The organism is Rhizobium sp. BK008 (assembly GCF_014197345.1).
GTDB lineage: Bacteria > Pseudomonadota > Alphaproteobacteria > Rhizobiales > Rhizobiaceae > Rhizobium > Rhizobium anhuiense.
In genome coordinates this window covers 846,633-862,998 of sequence record NZ_JACIFK010000001.1, presented here as the reverse complement: position 1 = coordinate 862,998, position 16,366 = coordinate 846,633, and the positions used below count along the sequence as shown (strand labels likewise).

Sequence of the window (16,366 nt, the reverse complement as noted above, 5' to 3'; positions counted from 1 at the left end):
ATCACCTGTCGTTGATCGTGGGAAGGTGCGTTTCGACCTCTACGCGGCGCTTGTCATCCAGCGGCTCGATGTGCTCCTGCCAGAAGGCCTCGGCCTCCGGCGTGTCATCCTCCCAGTGGCGGATTTTAACGATATTGTCATCGATCTTGGCCAGCCGTTTGCCGCCAAGCCGCAGGTATTCGTCCGCCAGTTCTTTCGATCGGGTCGTTTGCATGTTGTATTCCTCCATAGGCGAACCGAAAGGCCGATCGTCATTACCGGGTTGGCCGGCAATCGGCATCCCCGTTATCGGCGCTTCCGCGCCTTCCAGTTAAACAGTACTGCGGGATCAAGGTTCCAAATCATCGGCCGAAACCGGTCCACGCGGCCGGCTGAAGGCGTCGGCCGCCATCCATGTTCCGCACGCCCCGCCGCTCTTGCTGCCAGGACAGCCGGAGACGCCTCGTACTTGCTGGAAAGCGGCCTTGTCCGGAACGGCAAGACTGCATACGTCGGGGCGATTTCCGACCGCAGCCTCGACGGCAAGTTCCGCGTTTCAGTGGTAGCGACCGGCCTCGAAGGCAGCCCTCTGCCCGCATCCGCGCCTCACGCCGCCGAGCAGATCCAGACGCGCACGCTGCAGTAGCGTGGCTGCAATTCTATTGATTTGTGTTTACGAAGGCTCCGGCCGGTTAAACGCCCCGCCGTCAAGAGAACGCGCGGGGCGGCGTCGGCATTCGAGCGGTAAGGCCCCATTAGAGCGCCGTGCGTCCTTCCGGACGCACAAAGGACGCTCTAACACTTTCAATCCTCGCATTGTGCTTTCCGAAAATCGATTCCGATTTTCGGGCCGATGCGCTAGGCGAACAGAACCTCCGAGATATTGTGCATCACGGCGATTTCGTCGGTCCCGGTGTTGGTGAGGTAGAGATTATCCGCCGCTGAGTCATAGACCACGTTGGTGATCAAGTCGTCTCCCGGTATGGCGATGTTGACGTCAACCGTTGTCTTGACCCCGGTTTCGAAGTCGAAGGCCGTGCCGATATGCTCGCTGCTGGAGGAATCGCCGAAGAAGAACGTGCCGTCGACGGCAAAGCCGTATCCGAGCCCGCCCGCCGCGAAGGTCTTGGATTCGATCGGGCTCAACGTTTCGGGGTCGATCTTCGAGACCTGCCAGGTGGTATCGTTGAGGCGGCCGACGACGTAAATGCCGGTCGAATCCTGCATCGTATTGACGGCCGTGAATCCACCCCAGTCGAACGTACCCGCGCCATTCTTGCCGATAAGGCCGGGAATCGAAGCACCCTTCAGATCGAGAGATCCGTCGGCGGCATCCCACTTTGCGAGATAGGTCTGATCGGGGAGAGGGTCCTCCTCGCCTCTCGCCTCGTTGGTTCTTCCGATGATCTCGCCTCCACGGACCGAAAAATAGGTTCCGCCGATGTCATATTCGCCCTTGTCATAGTCGCCGAGGGAGATGGCGCCGCCGGCGTTGCCGGCTTCAAATGCCGAGGCGTTGTCGTAAACGCTCACCATGGAATCATCCGGGAAACCGTGGCCGGAACTGACGTAATACTTGCCCGTTAGCGGATCGACCGCGACTCCCTGGAGTTCGTAATGATCCAGGAAGGGGCGCACCACATCCGCCTGGACCTCGACATGATTGGTGTTCAACGACTTCCCGTCCGTCGCGCCGTCGACGGTCAGGGTGATCACGCCGGCATCCGCGTGACCGGCGCCGTCGGAGACCTTGTAATATTGGAGTTTCTCCGTGACATGCTCGCCATCGTCGAGGCCCGCCTTGACGGCCGGATTGAGATCGTAGGTGAAGCTTCCATCGCCCGCGAAATGGAAGATACCGAATTCACCCGCCACGTCGGTCGTCTGCCCCTGCCCCTGACCGGCAGGAATGCTGGTGCCCTCGACCGAGCGCAGAAAGAGCGTGCCGGCCTCTCCCGCGTGATCATTGGCGAGCACGTTGCCGGCCATCTCGCTTCCTTCGCGGAAGGAAAAGGCGTCGTCGACCGCGACCGGCGGGCTCGTGACCCCGTGAATGTCGAGCGTGAAATGGCCGACATCGGTGTTGCCGGCACCGTCGGAGATCTTGTAGCCGATCGTCTCCGTCAGCGTCATTCCCTGGAGGAAACCCGCCTTGGCGGTCTCGTTCAGCGTATAGGTGTAAGAGCCGTCGGCCTTGACGTGGAACGTGCCGTATTCACCCTCGATATCGGTGACCTGCCCGTCCCTCTTGGCAAGAACTCTCTCGCCGTCGAAGAAGTTGAGAAACATGTTGCCGGAGCCCCCGGCCAGATCATTCTCCAGCAGATTGCCTGAGATCACGTCATTCTCGGAAGCGCTGCTGACATCGTCGACCGTCACAGGTTTTGCAAGCTCTGTCATGGATATCTCCTTCAAGACCCATTCGCCTTGGCCTATCGGAAAGAAAGCAGCAGAGACTGGGACGGTCAACGAATTTTCCAGCAAAGGTAGTATTTTAGATTTTCACAGCTTTGCCATGAATGCTTCGCTTTATGGGTTGCACACCAAACCACTAGGGACGACGGAAGATGCCGCGCCTAAAGGCGTCACGGAATTGCCCTAGCCTCACCCCACCAATCCCTTGATCTTCGCCGCATCCTCCGCCGTCGCCGGGTTGTACACGACCATGCTGAGATCCGGCCGCCCGTCCACCTGGAAGGCGGAATATTCGAAGGCGAGCGGGCCGAGGATGGGGTGGCGGATATGCTTGGCGCCCTCGCCGTGGCTGCGCACGTCGTTGTCGCGCCACATCGCCAGGAATTCGGGGCTCTTGCGGCAGAGTTCGTCGACGAGGGGCTCGACCTCGGCCGCGGCACCCGCGCGGGCCGCATCCACGCGGAAAGCGGCGACGACGAAGCGGGCGACACTTTCCCAGTCGTATTGAGCGGCGCGTACGCGCGGATCGAGGAAGATGAAGCGCAGCACGTTGCGCTCTTCCCGCGGCAGCGCGCCGTAATCGGTTAGAAGCACAGTCGCCGCCCTGTTCCAGGCAATCACGTCCCAGATGGCGTTGCGGATCAGCGCCGGGCTCGGGTCCAGCGCATCAAGCACGCCCTGCAACCTCGGCGTCACGCCCTCTTGTCTGTGGTAACGCACCTCGGGCGGTCGACCGAGGCCGATGAGGAAGAGATGCTCGCGCTCGACATCAGTCAGCATCAGCGCGCGAGAGATCCGGTCGAGCACGTCGGCAGACGGCGCCCCGCCACGCCCCTGCTCCAGCCAGGTGTACCAGGTCGGGCTGATATTGGCGCGGCTCGCGACCTCCTCGCGCCGCAGACCCGGCGTGCGCCGCCGCTCCCCCGCAAAGCCGAAGGCAGCGGGATCGAGCCTGACGCGGCGCCCCTTCAAATAGGCACCGAGCCGATTGTCCGAGGTGACGAATTCGCCCATCCTGTTAGCCTTTATACCATGATAATGTCACTACTTTACCATGATACAGGCAGGGCCGATATGTGTCTCCGGCAAAAACTGGAGATATCACATGCGCGTATTCGTCACTGGAGCCACCGGCTGGGTCGGCTCGGCCGTCGTCGATGAACTGATCGCCGCTGGCCATCAGGTGCTGGGCCTCACCCGCTCGGACAAGGGAGCGGATCAACTGGCCGCCGCCGGTGCCGAGGTCCATCGCGGCACGCTCGACGACCTGGACAGCCTGAAGAGCGGCGCGACAGAGGTGGATGGCGTCGTCCACACGGCCTTCAATCATGATTTCTCGAAATTTGCCGAGAACTGCGCCGCCGACCGGCGCGCCATCGAGGCGCTGGGCGAAGCCCTCCAAGGTTCCGGCCGGCCGCTGCTGGTGACGGCGGGCCTCGGCCATGCGCCGGGGCGCACCGGCACCGAGAAGGACCCGCCCATGCCAACGTCGCAGACCTACCCTCGCGCCTCCGAAATCACCGCGATATCGCTTGTCGCGCGTGGCGTGCGGGCCGCCACCGTCCGGCTGCCGCCGTCAGTACATGGCCATGGCGATCATGGTTTCGTGCCGATCCTGATCGATTTGGCCCGGCGGACGGGAGTCTCGGCCTATATCGGCGAAGGGCAGAACCGCTGGCCCGCCGTGCACCGGCTCGATGCCGCCCGGCTCTATCGGCTGGCGCTGGAGCGCGGCGCTGTCGGTGGCCCGTTCCTGTCAGTCGCAGAAGAGGGCGTTCCCTTCAGGCAGATTGCCGAGGTCATCGGCCGGCGGCTCGATGTGCCCGCTGTCTCGCTCTCACGGGAAGAAGCGGCCGAGCATTTTGGCTGGTTTGGCATGTTCGCCGGCTTCGACGTCCCGACATCGAGCGAGCATACCCACGCGCTGCTCAGCTGGGAGCCAAAGCAGCCCGGCCTCCTCGCCGATATCGACCATCCGGCCTATTTCGGTGGGTAGGAACAGTGTCCACATATGAAACTGGAGCATTTCCCTGACTGGAGAAAACGGAAATGCCTCGCGGCTTGGCTCGTGAGGAGAAGCAGCGACAGCCGGAGCTAGTGCGACCGGCTCTCGTTCCTAGCGGCCGGATCGTAGTTGATATCCCAATCCTTCCCGGACTTCTTCTTGCCGGGCGGGTTCTTGTTCACCGTGGCATCTTCCGAGCCGGTGATCACGGTCGGTTTGGCGCTGGCCACACCGCTGCTTTTCCGGTCGGCCTGGGATCTGGCGAACTGGCCGGCTGCGTCTTTTTTGGGATCAGCCATGTCATTGGCCCTTCTGCTTCAGCGCATCGCTGAGAGTCTTCGTCTCGGGATCGCGGTTGTTTTCGCCATGCGCGTCGCGATCGCGATCCGGATCGTCCTTGGCCTTCATATAGCCGCGAGGTTTATTTCCCTTCGGCCCTTCCCAGCGGGGAGACTGATCGGTGGTGCCGGGGGCGCCGTCTTTCGGTGTCGTCATGCCCATCTTCGTTTCTCCTTGTTGAACAGGGGAAACCGAAAAGATCAGGAAGTGTTCCCGCGGGAATTCTTCCCCGGTGAGCCGCCCTGTCGTTCGAAAGCAAGCTTGGCGCAGCAGAGGTGAGCAGGCCCAACCCGCTACCCGGCCCCGCCCTCCGCAAAAAATATGGAACCGTGTTGTCCGCCATTGGTTGACCAGAGGTCTACGTCAAACATGGAGCCGAAAATGAGCAAGACCAACGTTCGTGAACTCCAGAAACGCGCCGAACGGCAGGTAAAGAACACCAGCGCCGGCGGCCATCTCGGCGGCACATATTTCGGGCAGCAACCGGATGGAAAGACCGCCTCGTCGACCAGCAACGACAGCGCCAAGGCGCGGCCGAACGACGGAAGCAAATAGGCGCCGCGGACCCTACCTCACCTAGTAAAAGAATTTCTCCTGCGCCCAGGGACCTGGGCGCCTCCTCTGCTCGCGCCACTCCACCTCGCTATTGATCGGCGACGCCTCCGCTCTAGCTTCTGCTCGCGGGCAGAGCGGCCGCGAGGGATACAATCTTTGGGCGAAGGCTGAGGGGCGACGTGGCATCCTATTCGATTGACGATGCGATCCGGGAACTTGCGCCGGCTCTCGGCAAGGCGCCGGCGGGCGCGGTCAGTGGCGAATGGACTGCCACCACGATGCAGGCGGGGCACTCGTCCCGGACGGGCGGTTACCGCGATGCCGAAGGAAACTATGTCCCGGAGGCCTCCAGGCATCCGCTCGATATCATCTCCGAAGTCGTCGAAAAGCTCGGTGCATCAGGGGTGCCTCGCTTCAACAAGGTGCTAATACGCTGGAAGAAGCCGAAGTTTCCCTTCATGCGGGGAGAGATCACGCTCCAAACCAGTTATGATCGGACGATCGTGCCGCGCGCCCCCGACGACCCGATCTACGAAACCGCAGCCGCTGCGCGGCGCGTCTTCTGGCAGAGCCGCGGTACAGTGCTTCAGAACTTTGCGGCCGAGCGCGGAACGGCCAACATTCACGCCCAGACGAAATGGTTCGGCCCGCATCGCCGCATCCTCGCGATCCAGGCGCCGGAAAGGCTGACGCTTGCCACCGACGGGCTGTCGACCCCTTGGGCCGGCATATCCGAGCCGGAGAACGGCGTGGAATGCGAACTCTTCATGGAATTCGGCCCCGCGACCCTGAATGCGGAGGGGATCAAAAACTGGGCAAACCTGCTGATCAACATCGGCGACCTCGTGGCAGACGGCTATCGCGTCGCCCGCGATGTCGAGAAACACGGCGCCATCCTGTTCTGCCGGCTGACCGAGGATTATAGCCCGATGAGCCGGATCATGCTGAGCCAGGCCCCCGGGCGGATCGACGGCCTGCCTTTCGGCTCCGTGCCACTGATCCGGGCAACGCCGATCGCCGAAGCCGAGATCGAAGGGCAGGATCTTTCCGACGACTGGGGCGCTGCGGCCGCCCGCAACGCGCTCGCGAAACGCGGCATCGGCAGTCATTGATGTCGGCTGGTGCCGGGCGGTTGCCGCCCGGCCAGTGCGATCTTGGACTATTCCTGGATGTCGGGCTCGACGACCCTGGCGAGGTTTCGCAGCGACTCCTGCCAGCCGAGATAACAAGCCTCGGGCGGAATGACGTCAGGCACGCCGGCCTGCACGATGTCCACCTCGGTGCCGACCGAGACCTTTTTCAGTGTCACGGTGACTTCCATTTCGCCAGGCAGGTTGGGGTCGTCGAACCTGTCGGTGTAACGCAGGCGTTCACCTGGGACGAGCTCCAGATATTCGCCGCCGAAGGCGTGGCTGTTGCCCGTCGTGAAGTTACGGAAAGACATTCTGAACGTGCCGCCGACAACCGGCTCCGAATGATGCACGGTGCAGAGGAAGCCGTTCGGCGGAAGCCACTTGGCAAGCGCGTCCGCCTCCAGGAATGCGCGGTAGACTTTCTCCGGGCTGGTCGCCAGAACGCGGTGCAGGCGTATGGTACTCGGCATGGTCGTGATCCTTTTTGAATGGACGGAATGGACGAACCTAGGACGGGCGTGGGCTGACCGATCCGACACCGGATGGAACTTTTCTTCAAGAAAAATTGCTCAAAGCATATCGCGCAAAACTGTGCAGCGGTTTGCGTCGCGGCTCAGCCGGGCATGCCGTCGAACTGCGGAAGATCGAGCGGCCTTGCCCAGGCGAGCCGCCGCTTGGTGAACATTTCGACTCCCGGCTTGATGAGCTCGGGCTGATCCAGACTGCCGAGCGTCACGAAGACGAGGCCAGGAAAGCTCTCCAGGTTGCTGCTGAACAATCTGGCGCCGCAATCCGGGCAAAAATTGCGGTCGAGCCCTTTGCCTGAATTGGCGACATAGTGAAACGCCTTCGGGCTACCGCTGATCACGTTGAAATCATCCTGCGGTACGGCGAAGAACGTGGCGGCCTCGCCGCCCGTTGCCCTCTTGCAGTCCAGGCAATGGCAGTTGGCGACAAAGTTCGGGTCGGTGTCGAAGGCAAATCTCACCGCGCCGCAAGCGCATTGTCCCGTATATTTCCCCGTCATGTCAGGCGCCTTTCATCCGTGTTTGAACATTGGCTCGCCGCCGCCGTGCTGCAGACGTCGTCGAGACGCACCTGCGGCCGGCGTCGGCACAAGCCGAATGAGGAGATCTCGACCTCCAGGGCAGCCGTCGTGCCCAGGGCTTAAGCCCTTAAGCCGCGTCCTGCTTTCTCAAGGCCTCAAGAAGCCTCCGGGCGCCCTGTTTTGACGAAGCCGGGTTTTGACCGGTGATCAGCAGGCCGTCCTGGACGACATGCACGCCCCAATCCGCCGTCTTCGAAAACTTTGCGCCCTGCTCCTTCAATACATCCTCGAGCAGGTAGGGAACGACCTCGACCAGATGCATCGCCTCTTCTTCGGAATCGGTGAAACCCGTGACCGTCCGGCCCTCGGCGATGGGCTTTCCATCCGGCGTCTTCACATTCGTCAGGATACCTGGTGCGTGGCAAACGAGCGCCACGGGTTTTCCCGCCGCGAGCATATCCTCGATGAGCGACAGAGCGTTGCGGTCGTTCGTCAGATCCCAAAGCGGACCGTGCCCGCCGGGGAAGAACACGCTGTCATAGTCCGCCTGGTTGATGTCGGACAATCTCAAGGTGTTGGCGAGCGCAGCCGTTGCCGCCTGGTCTCGCTCGAACCGTCGCGTGTCTTCCGTCTGGAAGGCCGGCTCGTTGCTCTTCGGATCGAGTGGAGGCTGGCCGCCCTTCGGCGAAGCGAGCGTGATGTCGGCTCCGGCGCCACGGAAAACAAAGTAAGGGGCGGCGAGCTCCTCGAGCCAGAAGCCCGTCTTCCTGCCGGTGTTTCCCAGTTGATCATGCGATGTGAGAACCATGAGAATTTTCATTGCTCAGCTCCTTCAAAGCCGGCCGGCGGACAACGCCGTCGGCGCCCGGTTTTACGGTGAATACTGCCTGCAGATCTCATGCTGAAACGGGAGAGGACATAGAGCGGCTGCGCTGGGAAACAAGCTTTCCCGCGTGGTGTTTGCTAGAATTGTCTGAGCAGAAGCCTAACCCAACGAACGGATGTCCCGGGCGACCTCGCTCATGTCATCATTGAACTGGTGATCCCTGCCCTCGAGCGTGCGCACCACGGCGTGCGGAATCGCTTTCGCGTAGAGATGGACGTGAGCCGTCGGCACCTCGTCGTCATCAATCCCATGATAGAGATGGACGGGAAGGCCGGGCGGAAGGGACCCCGAGAAATCCTCGGCACCGCCGATGTCATCGCTCGGCCATCCGCCTTCGCCGATGAAGGGTGCGGCGATGAGAAATAGCCCGCCCAACCTCGGTGTCAGCGGCTGCTCGGCAAGCGCATGCATCAAGATGGTGCCGCCGAACGAATGGCCGACGAGCATTGCGCCATCTTCCAACAAGGCGAATTCCCCGATCAGCGCAGCCTTCCACGCAGAGAAGCTGGGATTGTCTTCGCCGGGCATTCGGGGATAGCGGACAACATAATTTCCGCCGAGCTCGCGCTCGAGGCTCGCCACAAGCTTGTTGTCCCAGTGGTCATGAACGCCTTCGCCGGCGCCTTGGACAAAGAGAACCTGTTTGATCATCCCGTCAGCCTATTCCCCATAGCAGAGGTCAGACAAGATTGCAGCTGCGGCCACGCCCAAACTGTCCGACCTGAGAGATAGATGGACACATGAGGTTACCACCTATCGCCACGAAAAAGTCAGCTGTCTGCGAGAGCCGTGGACGAAACATTTTCCACAAACTCAGTAGAAAAAGAACGACCTGTCTTTCTCATAATCCCTCAATCCTCTAGCTTCCACATTGCAAATCCAGCGGAATCATCTGTCGACGGTCGATGGGGAGTCCCGCTTGAAAGGAAGACGAAAAACAAAAATGGCTTGCACTTAGGAGCCTACCGGTCGGACGCAGCATGGCCAAGCCTTCGCCCCCTCGGTTTCTGGTCCGCTCGACACCACCGATCGCGAAACAATGCAGCCAACCTCGGCAGAACCCTTGCAATGACCTGATGATATGGGCTTGCTGATCCCATGATACATTCCCAACCCGAAGCGATCCAATGAAAGAGCCTATATCAGATCAGATCCTTACCGCCGCCAGCGCGCTTTTTTATAGCGAAGGTATTCGCGCCGTCGGCATAGATCGAATCATCGAAGAAGCAAACGTTGCCAAGGCGACCCTCTATCGACACTTCCCATCCAAGGACCACCTCGTGGCAGCCTATCTCCAGGATCGCCACGACCGCGTCATTCGTTCGCTACAGGAGGTTTTGGATGCGGCAAGCATGCCGAGGGATCAGATCAAACTGATTTTCGAGCGCTTGTACGAAAAGGCCGACAGCCCGGAGTTTCGGGGCTGCGCCTTTGCACTTGCCGTCGCCGAGCACGGCGATTCAGAACGTGTCCTCACCGTCGCGCGAACGCACAAGAAGGTCGTGAGGGACATATTTCGCACCATCCTGTCGAGGGCCGATGTCAAGCCCGACCAGGCGGCTGCTCACCTTTCCCTTCTCTATGAAGGCGCCCTTGCCACGGTGGCGGTCGGACGCGATCCCCAGGCCGTTCTCGTCGCCCGGGACTGCGCGCTATCGGTATTCGACGCGGCAATCTACTCGACCACATCTCTTGAGAAGAACGGAACATGACAAAGACCATCGATTACTTCTTCGGCATTGGCTCTCCCTGGGCTTTTATCGGCCTCGAGCCATTTGCGGCGCTCGCCTCCGAGCATGGGGCATCGATCCGCCCCTATGTGATCCCGTTGATCGAGGACAATGGCGCGATCTATTCCCGCAACCGGCCGGAAGCGCGCCGCGCCTATTGGGTCAAGGACCTGAAACGTTGGGCCGCGCTGCGGGGTAAAACGCTGAACTTCGAAAACCGCGCCGCCCTTTCTGACCCGACCCCCGCCGGTTTCATGGTCATTGCCGCCATCGATGCGGGGCAAGACTGGCTCAGACTGACAAAGGCGCTTCAGGAGGCCTTCTGGACATGTGGCGAGGACATCGGCCGAGCCGAGGTTCGTCGCGCAATTGCGGATAAGGCAGGGTTCGACGGTGCAGTTCTGGAGCAGCGCGCTCAGGCCGAGGTCGTGCAGGCGATCTGGAAATCGAACGCCGAGACCGCCAAGGCTGCCGGTGTCTTCGGGCTTCCAACCTTCCGATACGAAGACGAGTTGTACTGGGGACAGGACAGCCTGCCATTCCTCGAGCGCCATCTCAACGGCGACAAGATCGCCGCCTGATGGATCATCGAGCAGGCCGGCGCCAACAGCATCGGCCCGTTCGTCCCCCGCCAGAGCATCATCCGGAGCACTCCATGTCCATCACCCCCACCGAATGGCTGGCGGCGCATCCGGATAACCCTAGCCGCGTCATTCCTGAAGAGCGTCGAGGCGGCAAATGTGTTCTTTCTCCCGCTCTTTCGCAAACGCTTCGCATCCGTTTCGGCGATCGTTTCTCCAGCTCGCAGGCCTTGCGTGAACAGCACGGCCGCGGTGAATCCCACCACACGCCCGCCATCCCGGATGCCGTCGTGTTTGCGGAAAGCACCGAGGACGTGGCCGAGATCGTCCGGCTTTGCGCGGCGGAAGACGTGCCGGTGATCGCGTTTGGCGCGGGCACCTCGCTCGAAGGCCATCTGACGGCGGTGCGCGGCGGCGTCTCGATCGATCTTTCGCGCATGTCGCAGATCACCCGCGTCAGCGCCGAAGACCTCGATTGCACCGTCGAGGCCGGTGTGAGCCGCGAGCAACTGAACACGCATTTGCGCGATATGGGCCTGTTCTTCCCGATCGATCCCGGCGCCAACGCTTCGATCGGCGGCATGGCCGCAACGCGGGCATCGGGGACGAACGCGGTGCGCTACGGCACCATGCGTGAAAACGTCCTGTCGCTGACCGTCGTCCTGCCGAGCGGCCAGATCATCCGCACCGGCGGCCGGGCGCGCAAATCGTCAGCCGGCTACGACCTGACGCGGCTGTTCGTCGGTTCCGAAGGTACGCTCGGCATCATCACCGAGGTGACACTCAGGCTCTACGGCATCCCGGAGACGATTTCCGCAGCACTTTGCTCGTTCGAAAGCGTCGAGCAGGCGGTCAATGCGGCGATTGCGGTCGTGCAGCTCGGCATTCCGGTTGCCCGCATGGAGTTGATGGACCGCGGCCTGATCGCGGCCGTCAATGCCTATTCCAATCTGTCGCTCAAGATCGAGGACACGCTCGCCTTCGAGTTCCATGGCTTTCCGGCCGGGGTTCAGGAACAGGTCGACATGGTCAAGGCGATCGTCGAGGAGAATGGCGGGAAGGATTTCGAATGGGCAAACGCACCTGAAGAGCGCAACCGGCTGTGGAAGGCGCGGCATAACGCGTTCTACGCGGTCGTCTCCCAGCGGCCGAACGCCAAAGGCTGGTCATCCGATGTCTGCGTGCCTGTCTCACAGCTCAGCGGCTGCATTCTGAAGACACGTGAGCTTCTGCGCGGCTGCAGCGTTCCCGCCGCCATTCTTGGCCATATCGGCGACGGCAACTATCACGTCGTCTTCGCTGTCGACCCGGGAAATCAGGCGGAACTCGGTGAGGTTGCAGCCATCAACAAGGAGATGGTGCAACATGCAATCTCGGTGGGCGGCACCTCCACCGGCGAACACGGTGTCGGCACCGGCAAGATCGGCTATCTGCGCGGGGAATATGGCGATGCCGTGGATCTGATGGCCGTCATCAAGAATGCCATCGATCCGACAGGCATCATGAACCCGGGCAAAATCTTGCCCGGATAGACGCCGGCAGCTCGTTGATAAACCCTTGTTGCCCGGAGCTTTATAAATGCGTTCGTTTCAGACCCATAGCTCCCATTGGGGCGCCTTTTCCGGCCGCTACGACGATGGAAAGCTCGAAATTCGGCCCCATCCGGCCGACCCACATCCATCGCCTTTGCTGGGCAACCTCGCCGCGATCGCCCATAGCCCCGCGCGCATCAGGCGCCCGGCCGTCCGGCGGGGCTGGCTGGATGGCAACACCGGCAACGCGCAAAATCGCGGGGCGGACGATTATGTGGAAGTCAGCTGGCCGCAGGCGCTGGACCTCGTTTCGAAGGAGCTTCGGCGCGTCTACGCAGACTTCGGCCCGCGAGCCGTGTTCGGCGGATCCTATGGCTGGTCGAGCGCCGGACGCTTCCATCATGCGCAGAGCCAGATCCACCGCTTTCTGAATGTGCTGGGCGGATATATCAGATCCGTCAACACCTACAGCTCCGGTGCGGCCATGGTCATCATCCCGCATGTCTTGGGGCCATACGACCATTTCGACCGCAAGAGCGTGACCTGGGATGCCATCGAACGAAGCAGCGAACTGGTCGTCGCCTTCGGCGGAATGGCGATCAAGAACACGGATGTGCATGGCGGCGGCATCAGTGCGCATATCGTGCCCCGGACGCTGAATGGCGCGCACGCGCGCGGTGCGCGTTTTGTCCTCATCAGCCCGCTGAAAGACGATTTTCCTGCTGAGGTGAACGCCGAATGGCTGCCCATCTTGCCCGGCACCGACATCGCGCTGATGCTCGGCCTCGCGCATGTGCTTGCCAGCGAGGGATTGCACGACCGCGAATTTCTCGACCGCTATACGGTCGGCTACGAGCGCTTCGAGGACTACCTGCTTGGCCGGACCGATGGTGTCGACAAGAGCCCGGAATGGGCGTCCCATATCTGCGGCATCGGCAAAGACACCATCAGGAAGCTGGCGCTTTCCATGGCGCGCGCCAGAACGCTGATCACCGTCAGCCATTCCCTGCAGCGTGCCGAGCATGGCGAGCAGCCGGTCTGGATGGGCATCGTGCTCGCCGCAATGCTCGGGCAGATCGGACTGGATGGCGGCGGCTATTCCTATTCGCTTGGCGCATTGGGCAATATCGGCAAACACCAGCTTGCCGTCCCACTGCCCACGCTCAGCCAATTCAAGAACGCCGTGCCGGATTTCATTCCCGTCGCGCGCATCGCCGACATGCTCCTCAATCCGGGCAGCGCGTTCAACTATAATGGTCAGGCGATGCGTTATCCCGACATCCGCCTCGTCTATTGGGCGGGCGGCAACCCGTTCCATCACCATCAGGATCTCAACAGGCTGCGGGCGGCGTTCAGGAGGCCGGAGACCATCATCGTGCATGAGACGGCCTGGACGTCGTCGGCCCGTCACGCCGACATCGTGCTGCCGGCGACCACCACGCTCGAGCGGGACGATATCGGCGCGGCGGACCGCGACCCGCTGATGATCGCCATGAAAAAGTTGATCGAGCCGGTCGGCGAAGCGCGGGACGACTATGACATCTTCTCCGAGATAGCCCGCCGCCTCGGCAGAGCCGAAGAGTTCACCGAAAACCGCACCAGCAAGGAATGGCTCGCCTTTCTTTTCGAGACGACGCAAAAGGCGCTTGCTACCGCCGGACACGAGGCCCCCGCCTTCGAGACGTTCTGGGAGCGCGGAGAGATGCGCCTGCCGCTGAAGCCCGACGACGGCGGACCGGCGCGCGCCTTCCGAGATGATCCGTCCGGATCTCCGCTGCAGACGCCTTCCGGAAAGATCGAGATCTTTTCCGAGACGATCGAGAGCTTCGGTTACCACGATTGCCGCGGCCATCCGCGATGGCATCCCCCCAAGATGGATGCAGAGGGCGATGCAAGCAGCTACCCGCTCCATCTGGTCTGCAATCAGCCGCATCAGCGGCTGCACAGCCAGTTGGACTATGGCGATTTCAGTCGTTCCACCAAGATCAAAGGCCGGGAACCGGTCCGCATCAACCCGGCCGACGCGGCCGAACGCGGCATTTCGGATGGCGACATTCTGAGGCTGTTCAATGCCCGCGGCAGCTGCCTAGCGGCAGCGGTGATAAGCGAGGACGTGCGACAGGGCGTGATGCAGCTTGCGACGGGTGCGTGGTTCGAACCGAACGACCCGACCGCCGAGAAGTCCATGTGCATCCACGGCAACCCGAATATCCTCACCCGCGACGTCGGAACCTCGCAATTGGCCCAGGGCTCGACCGGACAGCTTACCAGGGTGGAGGCGGAGCGGTTCGCCGGCGAACCGCCGCCGGTGCGGATCTTCGAGGGAATGAAGTTCGCAGACTTATCGCGACAAGCCCGGAAAAGCTGATCCACACACACGCAGAAACCGAACAAAATAATCCATAAATTTAGTAGAAAAAGAACAACTGGTCTTTCTCCCTCCTGTTGCCCTGCTTAGGCTATGCGTCGTGATCTCCTTGGCAAACAATACAGGACCGCATTATGATCGAACGCTTTTCCCCGTTCTCCCTTCCCCGGCGTCGTCTGCTGATCGCCACCTCTGCACTGGCAATCGCCGCCTTGGTGGTAACGGCGGAGTTCAATCCGGCTCTGAGTGCCGATAGCCCACACAACGGCGGTGACATCACCTTCCTCATCGACTCGTTGGGCGATACCTGGATCCCGAACAACAGCGCCATCTCCAGCTTCCAGGGCCACATCTGGGGCCATGTGACCGATAAGCTCCTTTACGTCGACGCCGACGGCAAGGTCAGCCCCTGGATCGCCGAGCGCTGGGAGCAGAACGACAAAGCCACCGAGTTCACCCTGCACCTGAAGAGCGGCGTAACCTTCTCCGACGGCACCCCGCTCGATGCGTCGGCCGTCGTCGCCAACCTCGACATCTGGTACGCCGGCCGCAAGAGCGAGGGCATCAACCCGATCGGTCTCTTCCCGAAGACTTACGACCACGCCGAGGCAGTGGACGCGGCTACCGTGAAGGTCTTCTTCAAGGCGCCGACACTCGGCTTCATCCCGACCCTCGGCTACCACGGCTCGATCCTGATCTCCCCCAAGACCCTCGCGCAGCCTGCCGCCCAGCAGGCCGACCTCAGCAAGACCGCCGGCAGCGGCCCCTATGTGGTCGATTCCTGGAAGGAAGGCGACTTCGTCAAGCTGGTCAAGCGCAAGGACTACAATTGGGGTCCCGCCGCGGTCGGCCATACCGGCCCGGCCTATCTCGACACGATCACCTACAAGCTGGTGTCCGAGCCGTCGCTGCGCGTGGCCGCGGTTCAGTCCGGTCAGGCCGACGTCGCCTACAACGCCTCGCCGCAGGAGCTGGAATCTCTCAAGACAGAGGGCTTCACCACCGCGACACCACGTTATCTCGGCTTCGTGAACGGCTGGGCTGTCAACACCAAGCTTGCGCCATACGATGACGTGAAAGTACGCCAGGCCCTCCAGGCCGGCATCAATCGCCAGGAGATCATCGACACCGTCTATACACCCGACTGGAAACTGGCGACCTCCTTCATCCAGAGCAACGTGCCGGGAGCGACCGACCAAAGCGCCCTGCTGGTCTACAACCCCGAAAAGGCCGAGAAGCTCCTGGACGAAGCGGGTTGGACAAAGGGCGCGGACGGCATCCGCACCAAGAACGGCCAGCCGCTGGTGCTGACGCTGCATTCCAACCCCTACCTCGCAACCTCGAAATCAGTCGATGAGCTTATCGCCCAGCAGCTCGGCAAAATCGGCTGGAAAGTCGCCATCCGTTCCTACGATGTCGTCACCTACGGCCAAAAGGTCAAATACGGCAGCCCGGCCGTGCCGGCCTATGAGGTGACCCGCAGCTTCATCGACGCCGGCACCGTCGCCAGTATCCTGACAAATGCCAACAACGGCGAGAACTGGTTCGCCCTCGACGAGAGCGACAAGACGCTCAACGAACTCCGGGACAAGATCGCCAGCGCCGGTTCCATCGAAAGCCGCAAACCGCTCCTCGACGAACTGCAGAAATACATCCTCGATCAGGGTTACTTCATCCCGCGCACACAGATCGTCCAGCGGATCTACGTGCAGTCTCCGAAGCTCAAGGGCGAAGTCTACAACGGCGTCGCCTATGCCAGCTACTACACGGCCACGAAAAGCGAATAATCCGCAAT

At 61.6% G+C, this 16,366-nt stretch carries 18 protein-coding genes and 1 pseudogene; 10 read left to right on the top strand and 9 right to left on the bottom strand.

Annotation, left to right across the window (positions count from 1 at the left end; all coding sequences use genetic code 11):
* Window position 1 precedes the first annotated feature (1 nt).
* The gene (locus tag FHT69_RS04085) at window positions 2-214 is read right to left on the bottom strand and encodes a hypothetical protein (RefSeq protein ID WP_047611710.1); all 213 of its coding nucleotides are present in this window, start codon (window positions 212-214) and stop codon (window positions 2-4) included.
* Window positions 215-490: 276 nt separating this feature from the next.
* On the opposite strand from FHT69_RS04085, the pseudogene FHT69_RS04080 reads away from it, so the two are divergent.
* Window positions 491-625: pseudogene (locus FHT69_RS04080) on the top strand (cell division protein FtsZ); the annotation flags it as partial.
* Window positions 626-837: 212 nt separating this feature from the next.
* On the opposite strand, the gene FHT69_RS04075 reads toward FHT69_RS04080, so the two are convergent.
* Complete coding sequence (locus FHT69_RS04075; RefSeq protein ID WP_183904947.1) at window positions 838-2,379, bottom strand: Ig-like domain-containing protein; 1,542 nt, start codon at window positions 2,377-2,379, stop codon at window positions 838-840.
* Here FHT69_RS04075 and FHT69_RS04070 point away from each other — a divergent pair.
* Window positions 2,378-2,581: a hypothetical protein gene (locus FHT69_RS04070; RefSeq protein WP_125853736.1), complete on the top strand. Its 204-nt coding sequence runs from the start codon at window positions 2,378-2,380 to the stop codon at window positions 2,579-2,581. The genes FHT69_RS04075 and FHT69_RS04070 overlap by 2 nt on opposite strands.
* Before the next feature lie 2 nt (window positions 2,582-2,583).
* Here the strand turns inward: FHT69_RS04070 and FHT69_RS04065 are convergent, their stop codons facing one another.
* Window positions 2,584-3,408 carry a helix-turn-helix transcriptional regulator gene (locus FHT69_RS04065; RefSeq protein WP_183904946.1) on the bottom strand — a complete coding sequence of 275 codons (825 nt, stop codon included), beginning with the start codon at window positions 3,406-3,408 and terminating at the stop codon, window positions 2,584-2,586.
* A gap of 91 nt (window positions 3,409-3,499) precedes the next feature.
* Here FHT69_RS04065 and FHT69_RS04060 point away from each other — a divergent pair, with 91 nt between their 5' ends.
* The gene (locus FHT69_RS04060; RefSeq protein ID WP_183904945.1) at window positions 3,500-4,390 is read left to right on the top strand and encodes an SDR family oxidoreductase; all 891 of its coding nucleotides are present in this window, start codon (window positions 3,500-3,502) and stop codon (window positions 4,388-4,390) included.
* A gap of 98 nt (window positions 4,391-4,488) precedes the next feature.
* On the opposite strand, the gene FHT69_RS04055 is transcribed toward FHT69_RS04060, so the two are convergent.
* Together FHT69_RS04055 and FHT69_RS04050 are read right to left on the bottom strand one after the other, a co-directional pair.
* On the bottom strand, window positions 4,489-4,698 hold the full coding sequence (locus FHT69_RS04055; RefSeq protein ID WP_028757272.1) for a hypothetical protein: 210 nt from the start codon (window positions 4,696-4,698) through the stop codon (window positions 4,489-4,491).
* A gap of 1 nt (window position 4,699) precedes the next feature.
* Window positions 4,700-4,900: a hypothetical protein gene (locus tag FHT69_RS04050; RefSeq protein ID WP_028757271.1), complete on the bottom strand. Its 201-nt coding sequence runs from the start codon at window positions 4,898-4,900 to the stop codon at window positions 4,700-4,702.
* 219 nt (window positions 4,901-5,119) lie between these two features.
* Between FHT69_RS04050 and FHT69_RS04045 the strand changes: the two genes are divergently transcribed.
* Entirely contained in the window at window positions 5,120-5,293 is a 174-nt protein-coding gene (locus FHT69_RS04045) for a hypothetical protein (protein ID WP_088930348.1), read from the top strand.
* Window positions 5,294-5,472: 179 nt separating this feature from the next.
* Window positions 5,473-6,405, top strand: a complete 933-nt coding sequence (locus tag FHT69_RS04040; RefSeq protein WP_047610611.1) for a hypothetical protein — start codon at window positions 5,473-5,475, stop codon at window positions 6,403-6,405.
* A gap of 47 nt (window positions 6,406-6,452) precedes the next feature.
* On the opposite strand, the gene FHT69_RS04035 is transcribed toward FHT69_RS04040, so the two are convergent.
* From FHT69_RS04035 to FHT69_RS04020, 4 genes are all read right to left on the bottom strand, one after another.
* Window positions 6,453-6,896: an SRPBCC family protein gene (locus FHT69_RS04035; RefSeq protein WP_003560606.1), complete on the bottom strand. Its 444-nt coding sequence runs from the start codon at window positions 6,894-6,896 to the stop codon at window positions 6,453-6,455.
* A 143-nt stretch (window positions 6,897-7,039) separates the two neighbouring features.
* Entirely contained in the window at window positions 7,040-7,453 is a 414-nt protein-coding gene (locus FHT69_RS04030) for a GFA family protein (protein WP_028757269.1), read from the bottom strand.
* Window positions 7,454-7,601: 148 nt separating this feature from the next.
* A complete protein-coding gene (locus FHT69_RS04025) occupies window positions 7,602-8,294 on the bottom strand; it encodes a type 1 glutamine amidotransferase domain-containing protein (protein ID WP_183904944.1) in 693 nt (230 codons plus the stop codon).
* Window positions 8,295-8,459: 165 nt separating this feature from the next.
* Window positions 8,460-9,011 (bottom strand): alpha/beta fold hydrolase, encoded by a 552-nt coding sequence (locus FHT69_RS04020; RefSeq protein WP_183904943.1) that lies wholly within the window; start codon window positions 9,009-9,011, stop codon window positions 8,460-8,462.
* A gap of 476 nt (window positions 9,012-9,487) precedes the next feature.
* Here FHT69_RS04020 and FHT69_RS04015 point away from each other — a divergent pair, with 476 nt between their 5' ends.
* From FHT69_RS04015 to FHT69_RS03995, 5 genes are all read left to right on the top strand, one after another.
* A complete protein-coding gene (locus tag FHT69_RS04015; protein ID WP_063475177.1) occupies window positions 9,488-10,072 on the top strand; it encodes a TetR/AcrR family transcriptional regulator in 585 nt (194 codons plus the stop codon).
* Window positions 10,069-10,671, top strand: a complete 603-nt coding sequence (locus FHT69_RS04010) for a 2-hydroxychromene-2-carboxylate isomerase (protein ID WP_183904942.1) — start codon at window positions 10,069-10,071, stop codon at window positions 10,669-10,671. Before FHT69_RS04015 ends, FHT69_RS04010 begins: the two co-directional genes overlap by 4 nt.
* Before the next feature lie 74 nt (window positions 10,672-10,745).
* Window positions 10,746-12,203, top strand: coding sequence for an FAD-binding oxidoreductase (locus FHT69_RS04005; protein ID WP_246780689.1), 1,458 nt, complete (start codon window positions 10,746-10,748; stop codon window positions 12,201-12,203).
* A 46-nt stretch (window positions 12,204-12,249) separates the two neighbouring features.
* The gene (locus FHT69_RS04000) at window positions 12,250-14,571 is read left to right on the top strand and encodes a molybdopterin guanine dinucleotide-containing S/N-oxide reductase (protein ID WP_183904941.1); all 2,322 of its coding nucleotides are present in this window, start codon (window positions 12,250-12,252) and stop codon (window positions 14,569-14,571) included.
* Window positions 14,572-14,705: 134 nt separating this feature from the next.
* Entirely contained in the window at window positions 14,706-16,358 is a 1,653-nt protein-coding gene (locus FHT69_RS03995; protein ID WP_063475180.1) for an ABC transporter substrate-binding protein, read from the top strand.
* The last annotated feature ends 8 nt before the right edge of the window (window positions 16,359-16,366 follow it).